This is a genomic window from Variovorax sp. MPBD4-3 (genome assembly GCF_058809745.1).
This window is the reverse complement of sequence record NZ_JBXASW010000011.1, coordinates 61,580-83,296: the sequence shown is the minus strand read 5'-3', so window position 1 is coordinate 83,296 and position 21,717 is coordinate 61,580. Positions and strand designations below refer to the sequence as shown.

The following is a 21,717-nucleotide window of genomic DNA, read 5'->3' as shown; positions in this document are numbered from 1 at the left end:
GGCCTCCGTGGTGGTGGGATCGAGTTGCATGAGGGGGGAGGTCATCAGTACTGGACCTTCTTTTCGACGTAGCGGAACTGCAGCACCGTGAGGCAGATGACGATGGCCATCAGCACGACCGACTGCGCGGCCGCGCCGCCGAAGTCCATGCCGCGGAAGCCGTCGAAGTACACGCGGTAGACCAGCGTGGCGGTGTCCTTGCCGGGGCCGCCCTGCGTGGTGGCGTCGATGATCGCGAAGGTGTCGAAGAAGGCGTACACCATGTTGATCACCAGCAGGAAGAAGGTGGTGGGGGTGAGCAGGGGGAACTGGATCGTCCAGAAGCGGCGCATCGGGCGCGCGCCGTCGATGGCCGCGGCCTCGATCAGCGACTTAGGGATCGATTGCAGGCCCGCCAGGAAGAACAGGAAGTTGTACGAGATCTGCTTCCAGACCGCCGCCATCACGACCAGCGCCATCGCGTCGCCGCCGTTGAGCAGGTGGTTCCAGCTGAAGCCCATCTTCTTGAGCCAGTACGCGACGATGCCGATCGACGACGAGAACATGAACGACCAGAGCAGCCCGGTGACCACCGGCGCCACCGCGTACGGCAGGATCAGCACGCTGCGGTAGAAGCGCGAGCCGCGCACCACGCGGTCGGCAAAGACGGCCAGCACCAGCGCGATGGACAGGCCGAGCACCGTCACCAGCGTCGAGAAGATCAGCGTGGTCTGGAACGACGCCATGTAGGTGCTGTCGTTCCACAGCGCCACGAAATTGTCGAATCCGACCCATGTGACCGAATTGCCGAAGGCATCCTGCTGCTGCAGCGACTGCACCAGCGCCTGGCCGGCGGGCCAGAAAAAGAAGACGCCGACGATGATCAGCTGCGGGGCGAGCAAAGCCCAGGGCAGCCAGCTCGAGCGGAAGAGGACGCGTTTTTCCATGGGAGAGGGCGTTCAGGTCACAGACACACTAAATAAGCAAACAGCCAGCACTGCACGGGGGCAGGCTGGCTTGCGATGTTAAAACGAACCGAAACGAACATTCGTTCGCGCCGATTCGCCGGGTGCAGAGCTTACTTGTTTGCGGCCTGGAATTTCACCAAAAGTTCGTTTCCGCGCTTGACGGCGCTGTCCAGGGCTTCCTTCGGCGTCTTTTTACCGGTCCAGATCAGCTCGGTTTCCTCGTCTTCGATGGCGCGGATCTGGGGCAGGTTGCCCAGGCGCACGCCACGCGACTTGTCGGTCGTCTTCTTGATCATCTGGTTCACGGCCACGTCGGTGCCCGGGTTTTCCTTGTAGAAGCCGGTCTTCTCGGTCAGCTCATAGGAAGCCATGGTGATCGGCAGGTAGCCGGTGCGCATGTGGCTCTCGGACTGGACCTTGGGGCTCGACAGGAAGGTGAAGAACGCGGCCACGCCCTTGTAGTTGGCGGCCGGCTTGCCCGACATCACCCACAGGCTGGCACCACCGACGATGGTGTTCTGGGGCGCGCCCTGCACGTCCGGGTAGTACGGCAGCGCCGACTCGGCGAACTTGAACTTGGCGTCGCGCTTCACGCTGGCGTAGCTGCCCGACGAGCCGATGAACATGGCGCATTCACCCGAGGTGAACGAGGTGATGGGCTTGCTGGCGCGGCCCTTGTAGACGAACAGGCCCTGCTTGGCCATGTTGGACAGGTTCTCGAAGTGGCGAACGTGCAGCGGCGAGTTGAATTCCAGGCGCGCGTCGAGGCCGCCGAAGCCGTTGTTCTTGGTGGCGTACGAGGTGTTGTGCCAGGCCGAGAAGCTCTCGAGCTGGGCCCAGCTCATCCACGAGGTGGTGAACGGGCACTGGTTGCCGCTGGCCTTGAGCTTGGCGGCGGCCGCAACGACTTCGGGCCAGGTGGCGGGGGCCTTTTCAGGGTCCAGGCCGGCGGTCTTGAAGGCGTCCTTGTTGTAATAGAACACCGTCGTCGAGCTGTTGAACGGGAACGACAGCATCTGGCCGTTGGGGGCCGTGTAGTAGCCGGCCACGGCGGGGATGTACGCCTTGGGGTCGAACTTCTGGCCGCCTTCCTTCATGACGTCGGCCACGGGCTTGATGGCGCCCTTGGAGTACATCATGGTGGCGGTGCCCACTTCGAACACCTGGAGGATGTCGGGCGCGTTGCCCGAACGGAAGGCGGCGATGCCGGCTGCCATGGACTGGTCGTATTCGCCCTTGTAGGTGGGAACGACCTTGTAGTCCTTCTGGCTCTCGTTGAACTGCTTGGCCAGGTCGTTGACCCAGTCGTTCAGGGCGCCATCCATCGAATGCCACCACTGGATTTCAGTCTGGGCCTGGGCGAGAACTGGCATCACCAGCGAGGTGGCCAGCGCCGAAGCGATGGCGAGCGTCTTGAAGCGCATGAAGAAAACTCCTGAGGGTTTGAGAAACCCGCGATATTAGGTTACGAATATGAACGTTTCGCGGCGATTGTTTTCGCATGAACGCGATTTCACTCAAACCGGGGAAACCCTTTTGACCATCCGCGCTCCTGTTTGGTGCATCGGCTTGCTGCGCTGCACCATGCTAGCCTTCGGGAATGAGCAAAACCTCTCTCGACAAAAGCAAGATCAAGTTCCTTCTTCTTGAGGGCATTCATCCTTCGGCCATCGAGGTGATCCGCGAGGCCGGCTACAGTCAGATCGAGACCCTGCCCAAGGCCCTGCAGGGCGAAGAGCTCAAGGCCAAGCTGGCCGACGTGCACTTCCTGGGCATCCGGTCGCAAAGCCAGCTCACGGCCGACGTGCTGTCGGCCGCGCCCAAGCTGGTGGCGGTGGGCTGCTTCTGCATCGGCACCAACCAGGTCGACCTGGACGCCGCCCGCGAGCGCGGCGTGGCGGTTTTCAACGCCCCCTACTCCAACACCCGCTCGGTGGCCGAACTGGTGCTGGCCGAGGCCATCCTGCTGCTGCGCGGCATCCCTGAGAAAAATGCCCTGGCGCACCGCGGCGGCTGGCTCAAGTCGGCCGTCAATTCGCACGAAATCCGCGGCAAGACGCTGGGCATCGTGGGCTACGGCTCCATCGGCACCCAGCTTTCCGTGCTGGCCGAAGCGCTGGGCATGCATGTGGCCTTCTACGACGTGGTCAGCAAGCTGCCGCTGGGGAATGCCCGCCAGGTGCCCAAGCTGCACGACCTGCTGGCCCAGAGCGACATCGTGACCCTGCACGTGCCCGAGCTGCCGTCCACCAAGTGGATGATCGGCGAGGCCGAAATCGCCGCCATGAAGCCGGGCGGCATCCTGATCAACGCCGCGCGCGGCACCGTCGTCGAGATCGACGCCCTGGCCGCCGCCATCAAGGCCAGGAAGCTCTGGGGCGCCGCCATCGACGTGTTCCCGGTCGAGCCGGGCAGCAACAAGGACGAGTTCGTGTCCCCGCTGCGCGGCCTGGACAACGTGATCCTGACCCCGCACATCGGCGGCTCGACCATGGAGGCGCAGGCCAACATCGGCGGGGAAGTGGCGGAGAAGCTGGTCAAGTACAGCGACAACGGCACCTCGATCTCGTCGGTCAACTTCCCCGAGGTCGCGCTGCCCGCGCACCCCGGCAAGCACCGCCTGCTGCACATCCACCGGAACGTGCCGGGCGTGCTGTCGGAGATCAACAAGATCTTCTCGGACAACAACATCAACATCGCCTCGCAGTACCTGCAGACCAACGAGAAGGTCGGCTACGTGGTGATGGACATCGACGCCGCCTCGTCCGACCTGGCGCTGGAGAAGCTGGCCAAGGTGAACGGCACCATCCGCAGCCGCGTGCTGTTCTGAGCTTTTCCGGGGTGCCGGGACGCGGCACCGCCGCGCTTAGCACAAGGGCGTAGCGGGCGCCACGAGGCAAGACCCCAGTCGCTGCCCTAAAATCTCCGGCCCGGCTGAGTGGGCGCGCAGCGCCTGGCCGAGGCGCCACCCCGATGAATGCTCCGACCGCGTTGAATACGCTGTTGTCACAGGCCGCAGAGCCTGTGCGACTGCGCGAGATCCCGTACAACTACACCAGTTTCTCCGACCGCGAGATCGTGATTCGCCTGCTGGGCGAACGCGGCTGGGACCTGCTCCAGAACCTGCGCGCCGAGCGCCGCACCGGCCGATCGGCGCGCATGCTCTACGAGGTGCTGGGCGACATCTGGGTCGTGCAGCGCAACCCCTATCTCGTCGACGACCTGCTCGACAACCCGCGCCGGCGCGGCCAACTGGTCGATGCCCTCAGGCACCGCCTGGCCGAAGTGCAGAAGCGACGCACCCCCGACAGCGACCTGCCGCGCGACCAGCTCGTGGGCGAGCTCACCGGCCTGGTGGGCGACGCCGTGGCTGCCTTCGACACCAAGTTCCGCGACGTCGCCGCCCTGCGCCGCAAGGCCACGCGCGTGCTGCGCCGGCTCACGGCCAAGGACAACATCAAGTTCGACGGGCTGTCGCGCGTGTCGCATGTGACGGACGCCACCGACTGGCGCGTGGAGTACCCCTTCGTGGTGCTGTGCCCCGACACCGAGGCCGAGATGGCGCTGCTGGTCAAGGGCTGCATCGAGCTGGGCCTGACCATCATTCCGCGCGGGGGCGGCACCGGCTACACCGGCGGCGCCATTCCGCTGACCTGGAAGAGCGTGGTCATCAACACCGAGAAGCTCGAGGCGATGACCGAGGTCGAGCATGTCTCGCTGCCCGGCCTGGATGCGTCCGTGCCGACCATCTGGACCGAGGCCGGCGTGGTCACGCAGCGCGTGGCCGACGCGGCCGAGCGCGCGGGCTTCGTGTTCGCGGTCGACCCGACCTCTGCCGAAGCCTCCTGCGTGGGCGGCAACGTGGCCATGAACGCGGGCGGCAAGAAGGCCGTGCTCTGGGGTACGGCGCTCGACAACCTCGCCTCGTGGCGCATGGTCACGCCGCAGGCCGAATGGCTCGAAGTCACGCGCTTCGGCCACAACCTCGGCAAGATCCACGACGCCGAGAGCGCCGTGTTCGAGCTGCAGTACTACGCGGCCGACGGCAAGACCAAGCTGCGCACCGAGCGCCTGGACATCCCGGGCCGCACCTTCCGCAAGGAAGGCCTCGGCAAGGACGTGACCGACAAGTTCCTGTCGGGCCTGCCGGGCATCCAGAAAGAGGGCTGCGACGGCCTCATCACCAGCTGCCGCTGGGTGGTGCACCGCATGCCGGCGCACACCCGCACCGTCTGCCTGGAGTTCTTCGGCAACGCCAAGGACGCGGTGCCCAGCATCGTCGAGATCAAGGACTTCATGTTCGCCGAGCAGAAGCGCTCCGGCGTGCTGCTGGCCGGCCTGGAGCACCTGGACGACCGCTATCTGAAGGCCGTGGGCTACGCCACCAAGTCGAAGAAGCACGGCGGCCTTCCCAAGATGGTGCTGTTCGGCGACATCGCCGGCGACGACGCCGATGCGGTGGCCCGCGTCACCTCGGAAGTGGTGCGCATCGCCAATTCGCGCAGCGGCGAAGGCTTCATTGCCATCAGCCCCGAGGCGCGCAAGAAGTTCTGGCTCGACCGCAAGCGCACGGCCGCCATCAGCAAGCACACCAACGCCTTCAAGATCAACGAAGACGTGGTGATCCCGCTGCCGCGCATGGCCGAGTACAGCGACGGCATCGAGCGCATCAACATCGAGCTGTCGCTGCAGAACAAGCTGGCGCTGACCGACGAACTGGAGGCCTTCCTCACGCGGGGCAACCTGCCGCTGGGCAAGACCGACGACGCGCACGAGATTCCCGCGGCCGAACTGCTCGAAGACCGCGTGGCGCAGGCCGTGGCGCTGGTGCAAGAGGTGCGGGCGCTGTGGGCCGGCTGGCTGCGCGATGTCGATGCGCAGTTCGCGCAGCTGCAGGACCACACCCTGCGCGCGAGCTGGAAGACGCAGCTGCGCCAGCCGCTGCAGGAGATTTTCTCGGGCGCCGAGTTCGCGCCGATCCTGGCCGAATGCACGGCCATCCACAAGCGCGTGCTCAAGGGCCGCGTGTGGGTCGCGCTGCACATGCACGCGGGCGACGGCAACGTGCACACCAACATTCCCGTCAACAGCGACAACTACGAGATGCTGCAGACCGCGCATGCCGCGGTGGTGCGCATCATGGCGCTGGCGCGCAGCCTCGACGGCGTGATCTCGGGCGAGCACGGCATCGGCATCACCAAGCTCGAGTTCCTGAGCGACGAGGAACTGCGCCCGTTCACCGAATACAAGGCCAAGGTCGACCCCGAAGGCCGCTTCAACAAGGGCAAGCTGCTGCGCGCGCCCGCCGGCCAGGTCGAGACGCTGCATGCCGACCTGACCAACGCCTACACGCCGAGCTTCGGCCTCATGGGCCACGAGTCGCTGATCATGCAGCAGAGCGACATCGGCGCCATTGCCGACAGCGTGAAGGACTGCCTGCGCTGCGGCAAGTGCAAGCCGGTGTGCGCCACGCACGTGCCGCGCGCCAACCTGCTCTACAGCCCGCGCAACAAGATCCTCGCCACCTCGCTGCTGGTGGAGGCCTTCCTCTACGAAGAGCAGACGCGGCGCGGCGTGAGCATCAAGCACTGGGAAGAGTTCGAGGACGTGGCCGACCACTGCACCGTGTGCCACAAGTGCCTCACGCCGTGCCCGGTGAAGATCGACTTCGGCGACGTGTCGATGAACATGCGCAACCTGCTGCGCAAGATGGGCCAGAAGAGCTTCCGCCCCGGCAACGCGGCCGCGATGTTCTTCCTCAACGCGACCAACCCGCAGACCATCAAGACGATGCGCGCGGGCATGGTGGGCGTGGGCTTCAAGGCGCAGCGGCTGGCCAACGACCTGCTGCGCGGCCTCGCGAAGAAGCAGACCGCCGCGCCTCCGGCGTCGCTGGGCGCGGCGCCCATCAAGGAGCAGGTGATCCACTTCATCAACAAGAAGATGCCGGGCGGCCTGCCAAAGCAGACGGCGCGCGCGCTGCTCGACATCGAGGATGCCGACTACGTGCCGATCATCCGCAACCCGAAAGCCACCACCTCGGAGACCGAGGCGGTCTTCTACTTCCCGGGGTGCGGTTCGGAGCGGCTGTTCTCGCAGGTGGGGCTGGCCACGCAGGCCATGCTGTGGCATGCGGGCGTGCAGACCGTGCTGCCGCCGGGCTACCTGTGCTGCGGCTATCCGCAGCGCGGCAGCGGCCAGTTCGACAAGGCCGAGAAGATGATCACGGACAACCGCGTGCTCTTCCACCGCGTGGCCAACACGCTCAACTACCTCGACATCAAGACGGTGGTGGTGAGCTGCGGCACTTGCTACGACCAGCTGCAGGGCTACCAGTTCGACAAGATCTTCCCGGGCTGCCGCATCATCGACATCCACGAATACCTGCTCGAAAAGGGCATCACGCTGGCCGATGCCGGCGGTGGCGGCTACCTGTACCACGACCCCTGCCATTCGCCGATGAAGCAGCAGGACCCGATGAAGACCGTGAAGGCGCTGGTCGGCGACAACGTGCTCAAGAACGACCGCTGCTGCGGCGAGTCGGGCACGCTGGGCGTTTCGCGGCCCGACATCTCTACGCAGATCCGCTTCCGCAAGGAAGAAGAGCTGAAGAAGGGCGAGGCCGCGCTGCGCGACAGCGGCAAGGTCGGCGCACAGGACAACGTGAAGATCCTCACCAGCTGCCCGAGCTGCCTGCAGGGCCTCTCGCGCTACGGCAACGACCTGAACAACGGCCTGCTCGAAGCCGACTACATCGTGGTCGAGATGGCCAACAAGATCCTCGGCGCCGACTGGATGCCCACCTACGTGGCGGCCGCCAACCAGGGCGGCATCGAGCGGGTGCTGGTATGACCGGGGCGGCGCGGCAAGGCTGCTTGCTCTGCGAAGGCCCGGGCGGGCGCCTCGTGTTCGAAGGCGCGAAGCTGCGCGTGATCCATGCGGAGGAAGCGGGCTTCCCGGCCTTCTATCGCGTGGTCTGGCGCGACCACGCGGCGGAGTTCTCCGACCTGGACGCAGCCGATCGCGTGCTGTGCATGGAGGCGGTGGCCGTGGTCGAGCAGTGCATGCGCGAGCGGCTCAAGCCCGCCAAGATGAACATCGCCGCGCTCGGCAACATGGTGCCGCATCTGCACTGGCACGTGATCGCGCGCTTTGCCGGCGACAGCCATTTCCCCGGCTCCGTGTGGGCTCCGGCGCAGCGCGAGCGCAATGCGGCACACGAGGCGGAGATCGCCTCGCAGCTGCAGGCCCTGGAGGCTGCGATGATCGAGCGACTGGGCACAAGGAGTTTCTGATGGCAGGCTTGAAACCGGGCGCACCGACGCCGCAATCGATCACCGTTCACGGCCAGTCGCGCGTGCTCGAGGTGGGCTTCTCGGACGGCGCGAGCTTTCGCATTCCCTTCGAGCTGATGCGCATCTACTCGCCTTCGGCCGAGGTGCAGGGCCATGGCCCGGGCCAGGAAATCCTGCAGACCGGCAAGCGCGACGTGGAGCTGGTCGACCTCGAAGCCGTGGGCAACTATGCCGTGCAGCCGACCTTCAGCGACGGCCACAACACCGGCATCTACTCGTGGGACCTGCTCTACGAACTGGGCGCGAAGCAGGCCGAGCTGTGGGCCACTTACGAGCAGAGGCTGGCCGCTGCAGGCGTCGATCGAGACGCGCCGATGATCGAGCAGGGCGGGCACGGCTGCAGCAGCCACTGAGCTGGAGCCATGGCCCTACACCCTTAAAGGGCGGGCGGAAAAAGCAACAAATGTCCGCCGTGCGTGCGGGGTCGTCGGCTTGATGTGAAGGCTTCCGGCCTAACATCGGTTGCATGAGCACCACACACTTCGGCTTCGAAACAGTCGACGAAAGCGAGAAGGCGAAACGCGTACGCGGCGTCTTCGACTCGGTCGCCTCGCGCTACGACGTCATGAACGATCTGATGTCCGCGGGCCTGCACCGTGCATGGAAGGCCTACACCGTGATGGTCGCGAACGTGGGCGAAGGCTCGCGTGTCCTCGACATCGCGGGCGGCACCGGCGACCTCGCCCTGGCCTTCGCCAAGAAGGTCGGCGCCACCGGCGAGGTGGTCCACACCGACATCAACGAAGCCATGCTGCGCACCGGCCGCGACCGATTGCTCGACGCCGGCGTGTCGTTGCCCACGATGGTCTGCGACGCCGAGAAGCTGCCTTTCCCCGACAACCACTTCGACGTGGTCACCGTGGCCTTCGGCCTGCGCAACATGACCCACAAGGACATCGCGCTGAAAGAGATGAACCGCGTGCTCAAGCCGCGCGGCAAGCTGCTCGTGCTGGAGTTCTCGAAGGTCGCCAAGCCGCTGGCCAAGGCCTACGACTGGTACTCCTTCAACGTGCTGCCGCGCCTGGGCAAGCTCGTGGCCGGCGACGACGCGAGCTATCGCTACCTGGCCGAATCCATCCGGATGCACCCCTCGCAAGAGGAGCTCAAGACCCTCATGAAAGAGGGCGGTTTCGGACATGTGGACTATCACAACATGACTGGTGGCATCGCCGCCCTCCATGTTGGAATCAAATGTTGATGAGGCGAATCTTTCGCTCAAGAGGAGACGACATGAAGAGTTTGGGTACTTTGTTCTTGGCGGTCGCGATGGTGCTGGGCAGTGTCCAGGCCGAAGCGGCCCGCATGGGTGGCGGCAAGTCGGTGGGACGCCAGTCGTCCAACGTGACGCAGCGCCAGGCCACTCCGCCGGCAGCGCCCGGCGCACCCGCGCAGCAAGGCGCGTCCAACGCGGCAGCGGCCAAGCCCGGTGCCGCCGCTCCCGCGGCCGCCGCACCGAAGCGCCCCTGGGGTGCGATGCTCGGCGGCCTCGCGGCCGGCCTGGGCCTCGCATGGCTCGCAAATTCGCTCGGCCTTGGCGCGGGCTTCGGCAACATCCTGTTGATCGGCCTGCTCGTGCTGGCCGGCGTGGTGGCGTGGCGCATGATCAAGGCACGCTCGCAGCAAGCCTCGGGCGCCAGCCGCCAGGGCGGTTTCGCGTTCCAGGGCGCGGGCGCCAGCCCGAGCAATGCCAGCGCACCGGTGCAGTACAGCCCGGCCAACGTGGGCAACGATGCATCGGCACGCCCATGGGAGCGCAATGCGACCGCATTCGACGCGACGCCCGCCGCAGGCCACGGCAGCAGCCTTTCCGCAGCGGGTGCGGCGGCCGGCGGCAGCATGATCGGCTCGGCACTGGGTGGTTCGCAGTCGTGGGGCATTCCCGCCGGCTTCGACGTCGAGGGCTTCCTCGGCGCCGCCAAGCGCAACTTCGTGACGCTGCAGGACGCATGGGATCGCGCCGACGTGTCGATGCTGCGTTCCATGATGACCGACAGCATGGTCGACGAGATCCGCTCGCAGCTGGCCGACCGCGCCAGCCACACCGGCGGCGCTTCGAACAAGACCGAAGTCGTGATGCTCGACGCCAAGCTGCTCGGCATCGAGGAGCTGCCCGACGCCTACATGGCGAGCGTGGAGTTCTCCGGCATGATCCGCGAAGACGCCTCGGCGGGCCCCGGCCCGTTCCGCGAAGTCTGGAACATGACCAAGCCCATCAGCGGCACCAGCGGCTGGCTCGTGGCCGGCGTGCAGGCTCTACAGTAAAAACCGGGCCGCGGCCGGCGCCCGGCCGCGGTACAGACCGGATAATGGGGACTATGGCCACACCATCGTCCCCTTTTTCTTTTCTCGGCGACCTTTTCAATCGCATCGGCGAGCGCCTCCAGCCGCCGGACTGGGCAGTCCACGAGATCCAGCACCGCGCGGTCCTGTTCCTGAACCACGTGCTGCAGCAGGAGCCTGAAGCCCAGCAGCGGCTTCTGCGCCAGCAGGGGCGGGTGGTGCGCTTCCAGTGGCGCTTCGTGACCATGGAACTGGTGGCCACGCCGGCCGGCCTGCTCGACCTGGCCCCGGCAGGCTCGGTGCCCGAGCTCACGCTCACCGTCACCGAAGATTCCCCCTTCGACATCGCCCGCGCCACGCTGCGCGGCGACAAGCCCTCCGTGCAGATCATTGGCGACGTGCAGCTGGCCGCAGAGGTCAACTGGCTGGTCGATCACGTGCGCTGGGACATCGAGGACGACATTGCCCGCGTGATCGGCGACGTGCCCGCGCACACGCTCGGCAACGCCGTGCGGCGCGTGGTGGGCGCGCTGCGCCAGTTCGTCGGCGACCGCACGGCGCGCGCCGGCGCTTCGACGACCGGCTCGGCGAGCAACGCCGAATGAGGCGCTTCTATCGCGGCTTGTTCATCGTCTGGGTCGCGCTGCGGTACGGACTCGACGAGCTCGTGCTCACGAGCTTCCAGAAGCCCTGGCTGCGCGTGGTCGCGCGCGTCGTGTCCGTCGGCCGCAACCTCGACGCGCCGCGCGGCCAGCGGCTGCGCGAGGCGCTCGAAAGGCTGGGCCCCATCTTCGTGAAGTTCGGCCAGGTGCTGTCGACCCGGCGCGACCTGCTGCCGCCCGACATCGCCGACGAACTGGCCTTCCTGCAGGACCGCGTGCCGCCGTTCCCCTCGGCGGTGGCGATCGCCACCATCGAGCGCGCGTTCCGCCGTCCGGTGGGCGACGTGTTCGTGCAGTTCGACGAGACACCCATCGCCAGCGCATCGATCGCCCAGGTGCACTTCGCGACCATCCGCACCAACGAGGGCGAACTGCGCGAGGTCGCGGTCAAGGTGCTGCGCCCCAACATGCGCGGCGTGATCGAGAAAGACCTGGCGCTCATGGCCATGATGGCCGGCTGGGTCGAGGGCCTCTCGGCCGATGGCAAGCGGCTGAAGCCGCGCGAGGTGGTCGGCGAGTTCGACAAATACCTGCACGACGAACTCGACCTGGTGCGCGAGGCCGCCAACGCGGCCCAGCTGCGCCGCAACATGTCAGAGCTCGACCTGGTGCTGATCCCCGAGATGTTCTGGGACTTCTGCCACCCCGAGGTCATCGTGATGGAGCGCATGAAGGGCGTGCCCATCGCGCAGATGGACCGCCTGCGCGCGGCCGGCGTCGACATTCCCAAGCTGGCGCGCGACGGCGTCACGATCTTCTTCACCCAGGTGTTCCGCGACGGCTTCTTCCATGCCGACATGCACCCCGGCAACATCCAGGTGAGCCTGGAGCCCGAGACCTTCGGGCGCTACATCTCGCTGGACTTCGGGATCATCGGCACGCTGACCGAATCGGACAAGGAATACCTGGCGCAGAACTTCGTGGCCTTCTTCCGGCGCGACTACAAGCGCGTGGCCGAATTGCACCTCGAAAGCGGCTGGGTGCCGGTGGGCACCCGCATCGACGAGCTGGAGGCGGCCATCCGCACCGTCTGCGAGCCGTACTTCGACCGGCCGCTGAAGGAAATCTCGCTGGGCATGGTGCTGATGCGCCTGTTCCAGACCTCGCGCCGCTTCCACGTCGAGATCCAGCCGCAGCTGGTGCTGCTGCAGAAGACGCTGCTCAACATCGAGGGCCTGGGCCGCAACATCGACCCCGAGCTCGACCTCTGGGCCACCGCCAAGCCTTTCCTCGAAAAGTGGATGGTCGACCAGATCGGCCCCAAGAAGCTGTTCCAGCAGCTCCGGGCCGAAGCGCCCCGGTACGCCAAATTGCTGCCCCAATTGCCGCGGCTGCTGCACGATTTCCTCGAAAATCGGCCCGCCGACAACCGCCGCGAGCTGCTCGAACTGCTGGCCGAGCAGAAGCGCACGAATCGGTTGTTACAAACCATCGTCTACGGTGGCATAGGTTTTGTATTGGGGTTGCTCGCCATGCAGTTGCTGGTGCGCGTGCGTCTGTTCTAGAGGAGTTTCCGTCGTGCTGCTGACGTTGGTCATCGTCTATCTGCTTGTCACCATCGCGATCGGCCTCTACGCCGCCAAGCGGGTGAAGAACACCACCGACTTCGCCATTGCCGGACGGCACCTGCCGCTTTTCATGATCGTCACGACCACGTTCGCCACGTGGTTCGGCTCCGAAACGGTGCTCGGCATCCCGGCCAAGTTCATCGAAGGCGGGCTCAACGGCGTGGTCGAGGACCCCTTCGGCGCGGGCACCTGCCTGATCCTGGTGGGCCTGTTCTTCGCGGGCAAGCTCTACCGCATGACCCTGCTGACCATCAGCGACTACTACCGCGAGCGCTACGGCCGCGGCGTGGAAGTGGCATGTTCGCTGATCATCATGCTGAGCTACCTGGGCTGGGTGTCGGCGCAGGTCACGGCGCTGGGGCTGGTGTTCAACCTGCTGTCGGCCGGCGTCATCAGCATCCCGATGGGCATGGTGATCGGCGTGATCTCGATCCTGGCCTATACGCTGTTCGGCGGCATGTGGTCGGTGGCTGTGACCGACTTCATCCAGATGATCATCCTGGTGGCCGGCCTGGCGGTGATCGCCATGTTCGCGGGCTCCATGGCCGGCGGCGCCGACAAGGTGGTGGCCTTCGCGGTCAGCAAGGACCTGTTCAAGTTCTGGCCCGAGCCCAGCTGGCACGACATGGTGTTCTTCTTCGCGGCAGCCATCACCATGATGCTCGGCTCCATTCCGCAGCAGGACGTGTTCCAGCGCGTGATGTCGGCCAACAGCGTGAAGGCGGCCACGCGCGGCCCGGTCATCGGCGGCCTGGCGTACATCCTGTTCGCCTTCGTGCCGATGTTCCTGGTGGCCAGCGCGCTGCTGATCATGCCGGAGCAGACCGCAACGCTGCTGAAGGAAGATCCGCAGAAGGTGCTGCCCACGCTGGTGCTGCAGAAGATGCCGTTCGTGATGCAGGTGCTGTTCTTCGGCGCGCTGCTGTCAGCCATCAAGTCGACCGCCTCGGCCACCTTGCTGGCGCCCAGCGTCACTTTCACCGAGAACATCTGGCGCCAGTTCCGCCCGGCCGGCACCGACCGGCAGAACCTCATGACGATGCGCATCACGGTGCTGCTGTTCAGCGCCGCGGTGCTGGCCTACGCCATCCGCATGCAGGGCACGCCGATCTACGAGCTGGTGTCGGGCGCCTACCAGGTGCCGCTGGTGGGGGCCTTCGTGCCGCTGGTCTGCGGCCTCTACTGGCGCCGCGCCACCACGCAGGGCGCCATCGCCTCCATAGCGCTGGGCATCGGCGTGTGGCTGCTGTTCCTGGCCGTGCCGGCCTGGGGCGCGGTGTTCCCGGCGCAACTGGCTGGCGTGCTGTGCTCGTTCGCGGGCATGGTGGCTGGTTCGCTGCTGCCGCAATGGGTAGTGGACACTCACACGCCGCATCGGCCTTTGGCCACGGAACCGGCCTGAGACTGAGGCCCGGCGCCCATGCCGGGCCCTGTTCGGCGGGGCCGCCCCTATAATCGAGGGCTTTGCGAGCGGCAGCTGCGCCGCTTTTTCCCCACCCGATTTCCCATGCCCATCTACGCCTACAAGTGCAGTGCCTGCGGCTTTGCCAAAGACGCTTTGCAGAAGATGTCCGACGCGCCCCTGACGGTGTGCCCGGCGTGCGGCGCGAGCGCGTTCGAGAAACAGGTCACCGCCGCCGGCTTCCAGCTCAAGGGCTCGGGCTGGTACGTGACCGACTTCCGCGATGGCGGCGGCAAGAAGTCCGAGCCCGCCACGGCGCCTGCCTCGGGCGACGGCGCCAAGCCCGCCGATTCCGCGCCGGCCGCGTCCTCGCCCACCGCCGCCCCGAGCCCCGCTCCGGCGGCCCCGGCGCCCGCGCCGGCCCCCGCAAGCAGCGACTGATCGGCCGCCATGCTCGCCTTGCGCAAATGGTTGTTCTCCGGCTTGCTGGTGATCGTTCCGCTGTTCATCACCCTGGCGGTGCTGAAGTGGATCATCGACACGCTGGACCAGACGCTCTGGGTGCTGCCCGGCGCTTGGCAGCGCTGGCTGTACGAAAACAACATCCGCGGGCTGGGCGTGCTGCTCACGCTGGCCATCCTGCTGGTGGTCGGTGCCATTGCGAGCAACTTCGTGGGCAAGCGCCTGCTGGGCTGGGGCGATGCCGTGGTGCGCCGCATTCCGGTCGTGCGTTCCATCTATTCCAGCGTCAAGCAGGTCTCGGACACGCTGTTCTCCGAAAACGGCAATGCGTTCCGCACGGCAGTGCTGATCCAGTGGCCGCGCGAAAACGTCTGGACCATCGCCTTCGTGACCGGCGCGCCGGGCAACGAGGTGGCCACGCACCTGGGCAACGAAGACTTCCTCAGCGTCTACGTGCCCACCACGCCCAACCCCACGGGCGGCTACTTCGTGATGCTCAAGCGCAGCGACTGCATCGAACTCAAGATGAGCGTGGACGAAGCGCTCAAGTACATCGTCTCGATGGGGGTGGTCGTTCCCGGCGGCCCCGCCGTGCTGGCGACCAAGCCATCCAACTCATAAAAACGAACGCGCCGCCAAGGCGCCGGAAGTCCTCTCTATGGCCATGCGTACTCACTATTGCGGTCTCGTGACCGAAGCCCTGATGGGCCAAACCGTTACCCTGTGCGGCTGGGTCAACCGTCGCCGCGACCACGGCGGCGTGATCTTCGTCGACGTGCGCGACCGCGAAGGTTATGTGCAGGTGGTGTGCGACCCCGATCGCGCCTCCACCTTCGCCGTGGCCGAGAACCTGCGCAACGAGTTCTGCGTGCAGATCACCGGCCTGGTGCGCGCGCGCCCCGAGGGCACGACCAACGACCAGCTCAAGAGCGGCAAGATCGAAGTGCTGTGCCACGAACTGAAGGTGCTGAACCCCTCGGTCACGCCCCCGTTCCTGCTGGACGACGACAACCTGTCGGAAACCACCCGCCTCACGCACCGCGTGCTCGACCTGCGCCGCCCGGCCATGCAGCGCAACATGATGCTGCGCTACAAGGTGACGATGGAGACCCGCAAGTTCCTCGACGCCAACGGCTTCATCGACATCGAGACGCCGATGCTCGGCAAGTCCACGCCCGAAGGCGCGCGCGACTACCTCGTGCCCAGCCGCGTGCATGACGGCAGCTTCTTCGCGCTGCCGCAGTCGCCCCAGCTGTTCAAGCAGCTGCTGATGGTGGCCGGCTACGACCGCTACTACCAGATCGTGAAGTGCTTCCGCGACGAAGACCTGCGCGCCGACCGCCAGCCCGAATTCACGCAGATCGACATCGAGACCTCCTTCCTCGCCGAAGAAGAGATCCGCGAGATGTTCGAAGGCATGATCCGCAACGTGTTCCGCAACGCGGCGGGCATCGACCTGCCGGTGTTCCCGACCATGACGTACGCGGACGCGATGTTCAAGTACGGCTCCGACAAGCCCGACCTGCGCGTGAAGCTCGAATTCACCGAACTCACCGAGCTGATGAAGCGCGTGGAATTCAAGGTGTTCTCCAACGCCGCCACCATGGCCGGCGGCCGCGTGGTCGCGCTGCGCGTGCCCGGCGGCGGCGCCGAGGGCGGCCTGTCGCGCGGCGAGATCGACGCCTACCAGGAATTCGTCAAGATCTACGGCGCCAAGGGCCTGGCCTACATCAAGGTCAACGACGCCGCCGCCGGCCGCGAAGGCCTGCAAAGCCCCATCGTCAAGAACCTCGACGACAACGCGCTGGCCGAGATCATCGCCCGCACGGGTGCGCGCAACGGCGACATCCTGTTCTTCGGCGCCGACAAGGAAAAGATCGTCAACGACGCCATCGGCGCGCTGCGCATCAAGATCGGCCACAGCGCCTTCGGCAAGAAGAGCGGCCTGTTCGACGACCGCTGGGCACCGCTGTGGGTGGTCGACTTCCCGATGTTCGAGTTCGACGAGGAAGGCCAGCGCTGGAGCGCCGTGCACCATCCGTTCACCGCGCCGAAGGACGGCCATGAAGACCTCATGGACACCGCCCCCGAGAAGTGCATCGCCAAGGCCTACGACATGGTGCTCAACGGCATCGAGATGGGCGGCGGTTCGGTGCGTATCCACCGCGAGGAAGTGCAGAGCAAGGTGTTCCGCGCGCTGAAGATCAGCGCCGAGGACGCGCAGCTCAAGTTCGGCTTCCTGCTGGACGCGCTGCAGTACGGCGCCCCGCCGCACGGCGGCATCGCCATCGGCCTGGACCGCCTGGTCATGCTGATGACCGGCGCCGAGTCGATCCGCGACGTGATCGCCTTCCCCAAGACCCAGCGCGCACAGGACCTGCTGACGCAGGCGCCGAGCCCGGTCGACGAGAAGCAGCTGCGCGAGCTGCACATCAAGCTGCGCAACGCCCCCCAGGCTGCCTGACGCAGCCATGACGACCAGCCCCCGGCCCTGGAAGATCCCGGAGTCGGTGCTGGTCGTGATCCACACGCCGGCGCTCGATGTGCTGCTGATCCGGCGCGCAGACGCCGAAACCGACTTCTGGCAGTCGGTCACGGGCAGCAAGGACTTGGCCGACGAGCCGCTGGCGCTCACCGCGGCGCGCGAGGTGGCCGAGGAAACCGGCATCAAGTGCGGCGAAGGCACGGCGCTGGCCTCGCAGCTGGTCGACTGGCAGCTGCGCAACGTCTATGAGATCTATCCGCGCTGGCGCGCCCGCTACGCGCCCGGCGTGACGCACAACACCGAGCATCTGTTCGGGCTGTGTGTGCCCGAGCGCGTGGTGCCGGTGCTGGAACCCCGCGAGCACACCGCGTGGCAATGGCTGCCCTACCAGCAAGCCGCGGACGCCTGTTTTTCCCCGTCGAACGCCGAAGCCATTCTGTTGCTGCCAGAATTTGCGCGATGAACCAGCCGGCAGCACCAGCAGCACCAGCGCAAAGCCTCCGGGTCGCGACCTACAACATCCACAAGGGTGTGCAGGGCATCGGACCGGCGCGCAGGCTCGAGATCCACAACCTGGGCCATGCCATCGAGCAGCTCGACGCCGACATCATCTGCCTGCAGGAAGTGCGCAAGATGAACCGGCAGGCCGCCGCCCGCTTCGCGCACTGGCCGGAACTGCCGCAGGCCGATTTCCTCGCGCCCGAGGGCTACACCGCCGTCTACGAGACCAACGCCGTCACCCGCCACGGCGAGCACGGCAATGCGCTGCTCACGCGCTGGCCGGTGCTGCGCACCAGCCACCAGGACATTTCCGACCATCGCTTCGAGCAGCGCGGCCTGCTGCACGTGGTGATCGACGTGGAGGGCCGGCGGGTGCACGCCATCGTGGTGCACCTGGGGCTCATCAAGGGCAGCCGGGTGCGGCAGGTCGCCCGTTTGCGCGAATTCATCGACCGCGAGGTACCGCCCGACGAGGCCGTGGTGGTGGCGGGCGACTTCAACGACTGGGGCGCGCGCATGCGCTACGCCATGAACGCCATGGGCCTGCGCGACACCAGCGACCTGCGCGGTCCGCGCACGCTCACCTATCCCTCGCGCCTGCCGGTGGCCCAACTCGACTTCGTCTACGGACGCAGGCTGGAGCCGCTGGCCTGCACGGTGCCGCGCGGTCCCATCTGGGCCCGCATGTCCGACCACCTGCCGCTGGTGGCCGATTTCACGCTCCTTAATTGATAGCATTGCTCCAAGAAGGGACGGGCGTTGCGGCCCTGAATCTCTGGAGCCATTCACTGGTACGATCCCCGCCATGCTGAGGAAAACCGACGTCGAACCCCTTCCCGATCGAAAAGACGACGACGAGGGTACGCCCGTCTCCGTCAAGATCCGCGAGCGCATCACCGCCGCGCGCAAGCGCTTCAATGCCAACGACAACATCGCCGAGTTCATCCAGCCCGGCGAACTCGAAGCGTTGCTCGACGAGGTCGAGGTCAAGATGAAGGGCGTGCTCCAGAGCCTGGTCATCGACGTCGAGAACGACCACAACACCGACAACACCGCGCGCCGCGTCGCCAAGATGTATGTCAACGAGGTGTTCCGCGGCCGCTACGTGGCGCCGCCCTCGCTCACCGAATTCCCCAATGCCGAGCACCTGAACGAGCTGATGATCGTCGGCCCGATCACCGTGCGCAGCGCCTGCTCGCATCACTTCTGCCCGATCATCGGCAAGCTCTGGATCGGCGTCATGCCCAACGAGCACACCAACGTGATCGGGCTGTCGAAGTACGCGCGACTGGCCGAATGGGTCATGGGCCGTCCCCAGATCCAGGAAGAAGCCGTGGTGCAGCTGGCCGACCTGATCCAGGAAAAGACCCAGCCGGACGGCCTGGCCCTCGTCATGGAAGCGGAGCATTTCTGCATGGCCTGGCGCGGCGTCAAGGAAATGGACAGCAAGATGATCAACTCCGTGATGCGCGGCGTGTTCCTCAAGGACCCGAGCCTGCGCCGCGAATTCCTTTCTCTCCTTCCCCGAAAGAGCTGAGCCATGCTGGTCCGACTTCTCTACGCCAGCCGCGCCGTCGACACCAGCCCCCAGGCCATCGAGTCGATCCTTGCGCAATCGCGCACGCACAACACCACCTGCGGCATCACCGGCATCCTCTGCTATGGCGCGGGCACCTTCCTGCAGGCCATCGAGGGCGGGCGCATGGCCATCAGCGAGCTCTACGGCCACATCCAGCGCGATGCGCGCCATAAAGACGTGGTGCTGCTGCACTACGAGGAAATCTCCGAGCGCCGCTTCGGCGGCTGGACGATGGGGCAGGTCAACCTGTCGAAGCTCAATGCCTCGACGCTGCTGAAGTACTCCGAGAAACCCGAACTCAACCCCTACGCGGTTTCGGGCAAGGTCTCGCTGGCGCTGCTCGAAGAACTGATGGCCACCGCCGCCATCGTCGGCCGCCACTGATCCAGGGGTGCCGCTCTCCGCATTCGCGCTGATCCTGCTGGCCGGGATCATCCATGCCGGCTGGAACATCGTCGCCAAGAAGGCGAACGGCGATTCGCGCTTCAGCTTCCAGACCAGCGTGTTCAACATGCTCATCTGGGCGCCCGTGGGCATCACGCTGGGCTGGAACGTGGTGCCCGGCTGGGGCATGGCCGAGTGGGGCTTCGTCGTGCTCAGCGGCGTGCTGCACATCTTCTATTTCGTCGTGCTGCTGCGCGGCTACCGCAAGTCGGACCTGACGGTGGTGTATCCGCTGGCGCGCGGCTCCGGGCCGCTGCTGTCGTCGCTGGTGGCGGTGCTCTTTCTCGGCGAGAAGATCAGCCTCCTGGGCGTGGCTGGCATCGCGGGCGTGGTGCTCGGCGTCTTCCTGGTGGCGGGCGGTCCGAAGCTGTGGCGCAAGGCGCATGACCCGGTGCAGCGCGAGCGGGTCCACAAGGGCATTCGCTACGGCGTGCTGACGGGCGGCTTCATCGCGGCCTACACGGTGGCCGACAGCTACGCGGTCAAGTTCCTCGCCATGTCGCCGATCCTGCTGGACTACTTCGGCAACCTCGTGCGCATCGTGCTGCTGCTGCCGGTGGCGCTGAAGGACCCGGCCACGACCGCGCGCATGTGGCGCTCGCAATGGAAATATGCGCTGCTGGTGGCGGCGTTCAGCCCGGTGTCGTATGTGCTGGTGCTCTACGCCGTGCAGCAGGCGCCGATCTCGCACGTCGCGCCGGCGCGCGAGGTGTCGATGCTGTTCGCGGCGCTGATCGGCGGGCACCTGCTGCGCGAAGGCGACCGGCTGCTGCGGCTGCTGGGCGCGATGTTCATCGCCGCCGGCGTGGTGGCCCTCGCACTGGGCTGAGGCAGCGATGCTGTTCGGCTGCGATTTCTCCAGCGCGCCGTCCTCGCGCAAGCCCATCGTCGTTGCCATCGGCGAACTGCAAAAGGAGGGCGTCCTGGTGCTCGACGGCCTGCGGCGCTTTGCCTCGCTCGACGCGTGGGGCGACTGGCTTTGCGGCACGCCCGCGTGGGTGGGCGGTTTCGACTTTCCGTTCAGCCTGCCGCGCGAAATGGTCGAGCACCTGGGCTGGCCGCTGCAGTGGGAGCCGCTGATGCTGCACTACGCCGGCCTGAGCCGCGCGCAGATCCGCGACACCTTCGCGGCTTTCTGCGCGTCCCGCCCCGTCGGCGGCAAGTTCGCGCACCGCGCGGCCGACCTGCCCGCGGGATCGAGCCCATCGATGAAGTGGGTCAACCCGCCGGTCGCGTACATGCTGCATGCGGGCGTTCCGCGGCTCCTGGCATCGGGCGCGCGGATTCCCGGGCTCCATCCGGGCACCAATGAAGACCGCATCGCGCTGGAGGCCTATCCGGGGCTGCTCGCGCGCGAACTGATCGGCCGGCGCAGCTACAAGAGCGACGACCAGCGCAAGCAGACCCCGGAGCGCCTTGCCGCGCGCACCGACCTGTTGGCCGCGCTCGAAGCCGGTACTTCGCGGCTCGGCCTGCGGCTCGGGGTCACGGCCTCGCAGCGCGCCGAACTGCTGGCCGATGCGCGCGGCGACGACATCGACGCCGTGCTGTGCCTCCTGCAGGCCGCATGGGGCCGGCAGCGCGCCGGCAGCGAGGGGCCGGGCTACGGCCTGCCGCAGGGCTTCGATGCGCTTGAAGGATGGATCGTCTCCGCCTGAGCCTTGTTGTCCTACATGGCTTCGGGCTTCCCGCCACGTCCGGGGTCGCGAGCCAGCGCCTAGATTGAAGTCAGTGGGTCATATCGGCCCACGGTATTTCACCCACCCTCAAAGGAAGGAAGCGACATGAACAACGACCAAGTGGCAGGACGCGTCGAAGAAGCCAAGGGCAAGATCAAGGAAGCTGCCGGCAAGGTCGTCGGCAATGAGAAGCTGCAGGGCGAAGGCCTTGCCGACCAGGCCGCCGGCAAGGTGCAGAAGACTTACGGCGACGCAAAGGAAAAGACCAAGGACGCGATCAAGTCGGGCGCAGACAAGCTCTGACTTGCCGCACGGGGCTGCGCGTCTGGTGCGCGCGGCCCTTTTTCTTTGCA

The 21,717-nt window shown here is 66.3% G+C and carries 21 protein-coding genes; 19 read left to right on the top strand and 2 right to left on the bottom strand.

The window, feature by feature from the left end:
- Positions 1 to 44: 44 nt before the first annotated feature.
- Together ugpA and ugpB are read right to left on the bottom strand one after the other, a co-directional pair.
- On the bottom strand, positions 45 to 926 hold the full coding sequence (ugpA, locus tag AC1RVW_RS09375; protein ID WP_081267952.1) for a sn-glycerol-3-phosphate ABC transporter permease UgpA: 882 nt from the start codon (positions 924 to 926) through the stop codon (positions 45 to 47).
- A 131-nt stretch (positions 927 to 1,057) separates the two neighbouring features.
- Entirely contained in the window at positions 1,058 to 2,371 is a 1,314-nt protein-coding gene (ugpB, locus tag AC1RVW_RS09370) for a sn-glycerol-3-phosphate ABC transporter substrate-binding protein UgpB (RefSeq protein WP_081267953.1), read from the bottom strand.
- A 176-nt stretch (positions 2,372 to 2,547) separates the two neighbouring features.
- Here ugpB and serA point away from each other — a divergent pair, with 176 nt between their 5' ends.
- The 19 genes from serA to AC1RVW_RS09275 all read left to right on the top strand — a co-directional run bounded on the left by serA (position 2,548) and on the right by AC1RVW_RS09275 (position 21,667).
- Positions 2,548 to 3,777 (top strand): phosphoglycerate dehydrogenase, encoded by a 1,230-nt coding sequence (gene serA / locus AC1RVW_RS09365; RefSeq protein ID WP_081267954.1) that lies wholly within the window; start codon positions 2,548 to 2,550, stop codon positions 3,775 to 3,777.
- Between the two features lie 143 nt (positions 3,778 to 3,920).
- Positions 3,921 to 7,799 carry a DUF3683 domain-containing protein gene (locus tag AC1RVW_RS09360; protein WP_493199475.1) on the top strand — a complete coding sequence of 1,293 codons (3,879 nt, stop codon included), beginning with the start codon at positions 3,921 to 3,923 and terminating at the stop codon, positions 7,797 to 7,799.
- The gene (locus tag AC1RVW_RS09355) at positions 7,796 to 8,242 is read left to right on the top strand and encodes an HIT family protein (RefSeq protein WP_493199473.1); all 447 of its coding nucleotides are present in this window, start codon (positions 7,796 to 7,798) and stop codon (positions 8,240 to 8,242) included. Before AC1RVW_RS09360 ends, AC1RVW_RS09355 begins: the two co-directional genes overlap by 4 nt.
- A complete protein-coding gene (locus tag AC1RVW_RS09350) occupies positions 8,242 to 8,655 on the top strand; it encodes a gamma-butyrobetaine hydroxylase family protein (protein WP_081267957.1) in 414 nt (137 codons plus the stop codon). The genes AC1RVW_RS09355 and AC1RVW_RS09350 overlap by 1 nt, the downstream gene beginning before the upstream one ends.
- 113 nt (positions 8,656 to 8,768) lie before the next feature.
- The gene (gene ubiE, locus AC1RVW_RS09345) at positions 8,769 to 9,500 is read left to right on the top strand and encodes a bifunctional demethylmenaquinone methyltransferase/2-methoxy-6-polyprenyl-1,4-benzoquinol methylase UbiE (protein ID WP_081267958.1); all 732 of its coding nucleotides are present in this window, start codon (positions 8,769 to 8,771) and stop codon (positions 9,498 to 9,500) included.
- Positions 9,501 to 9,532: 32 nt separating this feature from the next.
- On the top strand, positions 9,533 to 10,564 hold the full coding sequence (locus tag AC1RVW_RS09340) for a Tim44 domain-containing protein (protein WP_106937040.1): 1,032 nt from the start codon (positions 9,533 to 9,535) through the stop codon (positions 10,562 to 10,564).
- A gap of 53 nt (positions 10,565 to 10,617) precedes the next feature.
- Positions 10,618 to 11,187 carry a ubiquinone biosynthesis accessory factor UbiJ gene (locus tag AC1RVW_RS09335; protein ID WP_493199470.1) on the top strand — a complete coding sequence of 190 codons (570 nt, stop codon included), beginning with the start codon at positions 10,618 to 10,620 and terminating at the stop codon, positions 11,185 to 11,187.
- Positions 11,184 to 12,749, top strand: a complete 1,566-nt coding sequence (gene ubiB / locus AC1RVW_RS09330) for a ubiquinone biosynthesis regulatory protein kinase UbiB (protein WP_081267961.1) — start codon at positions 11,184 to 11,186, stop codon at positions 12,747 to 12,749. The genes AC1RVW_RS09335 and ubiB overlap by 4 nt, the downstream gene beginning before the upstream one ends.
- 13 nt (positions 12,750 to 12,762) lie before the next feature.
- The gene (locus AC1RVW_RS09325; RefSeq protein WP_081267962.1) at positions 12,763 to 14,214 is read left to right on the top strand and encodes a high affinity choline transporter 1; all 1,452 of its coding nucleotides are present in this window, start codon (positions 12,763 to 12,765) and stop codon (positions 14,212 to 14,214) included.
- 105 nt (positions 14,215 to 14,319) lie between these two features.
- A complete protein-coding gene (locus tag AC1RVW_RS09320) occupies positions 14,320 to 14,655 on the top strand; it encodes an FmdB family zinc ribbon protein (protein ID WP_493199468.1) in 336 nt (111 codons plus the stop codon).
- 9 nt (positions 14,656 to 14,664) lie between these two features.
- The gene (locus AC1RVW_RS09315) at positions 14,665 to 15,297 is read left to right on the top strand and encodes a DUF502 domain-containing protein (RefSeq protein WP_081266011.1); all 633 of its coding nucleotides are present in this window, start codon (positions 14,665 to 14,667) and stop codon (positions 15,295 to 15,297) included.
- 37 nt (positions 15,298 to 15,334) lie between these two features.
- Complete coding sequence (gene aspS / locus AC1RVW_RS09310; protein ID WP_081266010.1) at positions 15,335 to 17,140, top strand: aspartate--tRNA ligase; 1,806 nt, start codon at positions 15,335 to 15,337, stop codon at positions 17,138 to 17,140.
- 7 nt (positions 17,141 to 17,147) lie between these two features.
- Positions 17,148 to 17,624: a dihydroneopterin triphosphate diphosphatase gene (nudB, locus tag AC1RVW_RS09305; protein ID WP_285412850.1), complete on the top strand. Its 477-nt coding sequence runs from the start codon at positions 17,148 to 17,150 to the stop codon at positions 17,622 to 17,624.
- Positions 17,621 to 18,394 carry an endonuclease/exonuclease/phosphatase family protein gene (locus AC1RVW_RS09300; RefSeq protein ID WP_081266008.1) on the top strand — a complete coding sequence of 258 codons (774 nt, stop codon included), beginning with the start codon at positions 17,621 to 17,623 and terminating at the stop codon, positions 18,392 to 18,394. The genes nudB and AC1RVW_RS09300 overlap by 4 nt, the downstream gene beginning before the upstream one ends.
- 73 nt (positions 18,395 to 18,467) lie before the next feature.
- On the top strand, positions 18,468 to 19,199 hold the full coding sequence (gene folE, locus AC1RVW_RS09295; protein ID WP_106937044.1) for a GTP cyclohydrolase I: 732 nt from the start codon (positions 18,468 to 18,470) through the stop codon (positions 19,197 to 19,199).
- A 3-nt stretch (positions 19,200 to 19,202) separates the two neighbouring features.
- Positions 19,203 to 19,625 carry a BLUF domain-containing protein gene (locus tag AC1RVW_RS09290; protein ID WP_081266006.1) on the top strand — a complete coding sequence of 141 codons (423 nt, stop codon included), beginning with the start codon at positions 19,203 to 19,205 and terminating at the stop codon, positions 19,623 to 19,625.
- 7 nt (positions 19,626 to 19,632) lie between these two features.
- The gene (locus tag AC1RVW_RS09285; protein WP_081266005.1) at positions 19,633 to 20,514 is read left to right on the top strand and encodes an EamA family transporter; all 882 of its coding nucleotides are present in this window, start codon (positions 19,633 to 19,635) and stop codon (positions 20,512 to 20,514) included.
- A 7-nt stretch (positions 20,515 to 20,521) separates the two neighbouring features.
- Positions 20,522 to 21,343 carry a DUF429 domain-containing protein gene (locus AC1RVW_RS09280; protein ID WP_493199463.1) on the top strand — a complete coding sequence of 274 codons (822 nt, stop codon included), beginning with the start codon at positions 20,522 to 20,524 and terminating at the stop codon, positions 21,341 to 21,343.
- A 126-nt stretch (positions 21,344 to 21,469) separates the two neighbouring features.
- Entirely contained in the window at positions 21,470 to 21,667 is a 198-nt protein-coding gene (locus tag AC1RVW_RS09275) for a CsbD family protein (protein WP_493199461.1), read from the top strand.
- The last annotated feature ends 50 nt before the right edge of the window (positions 21,668 to 21,717 follow it).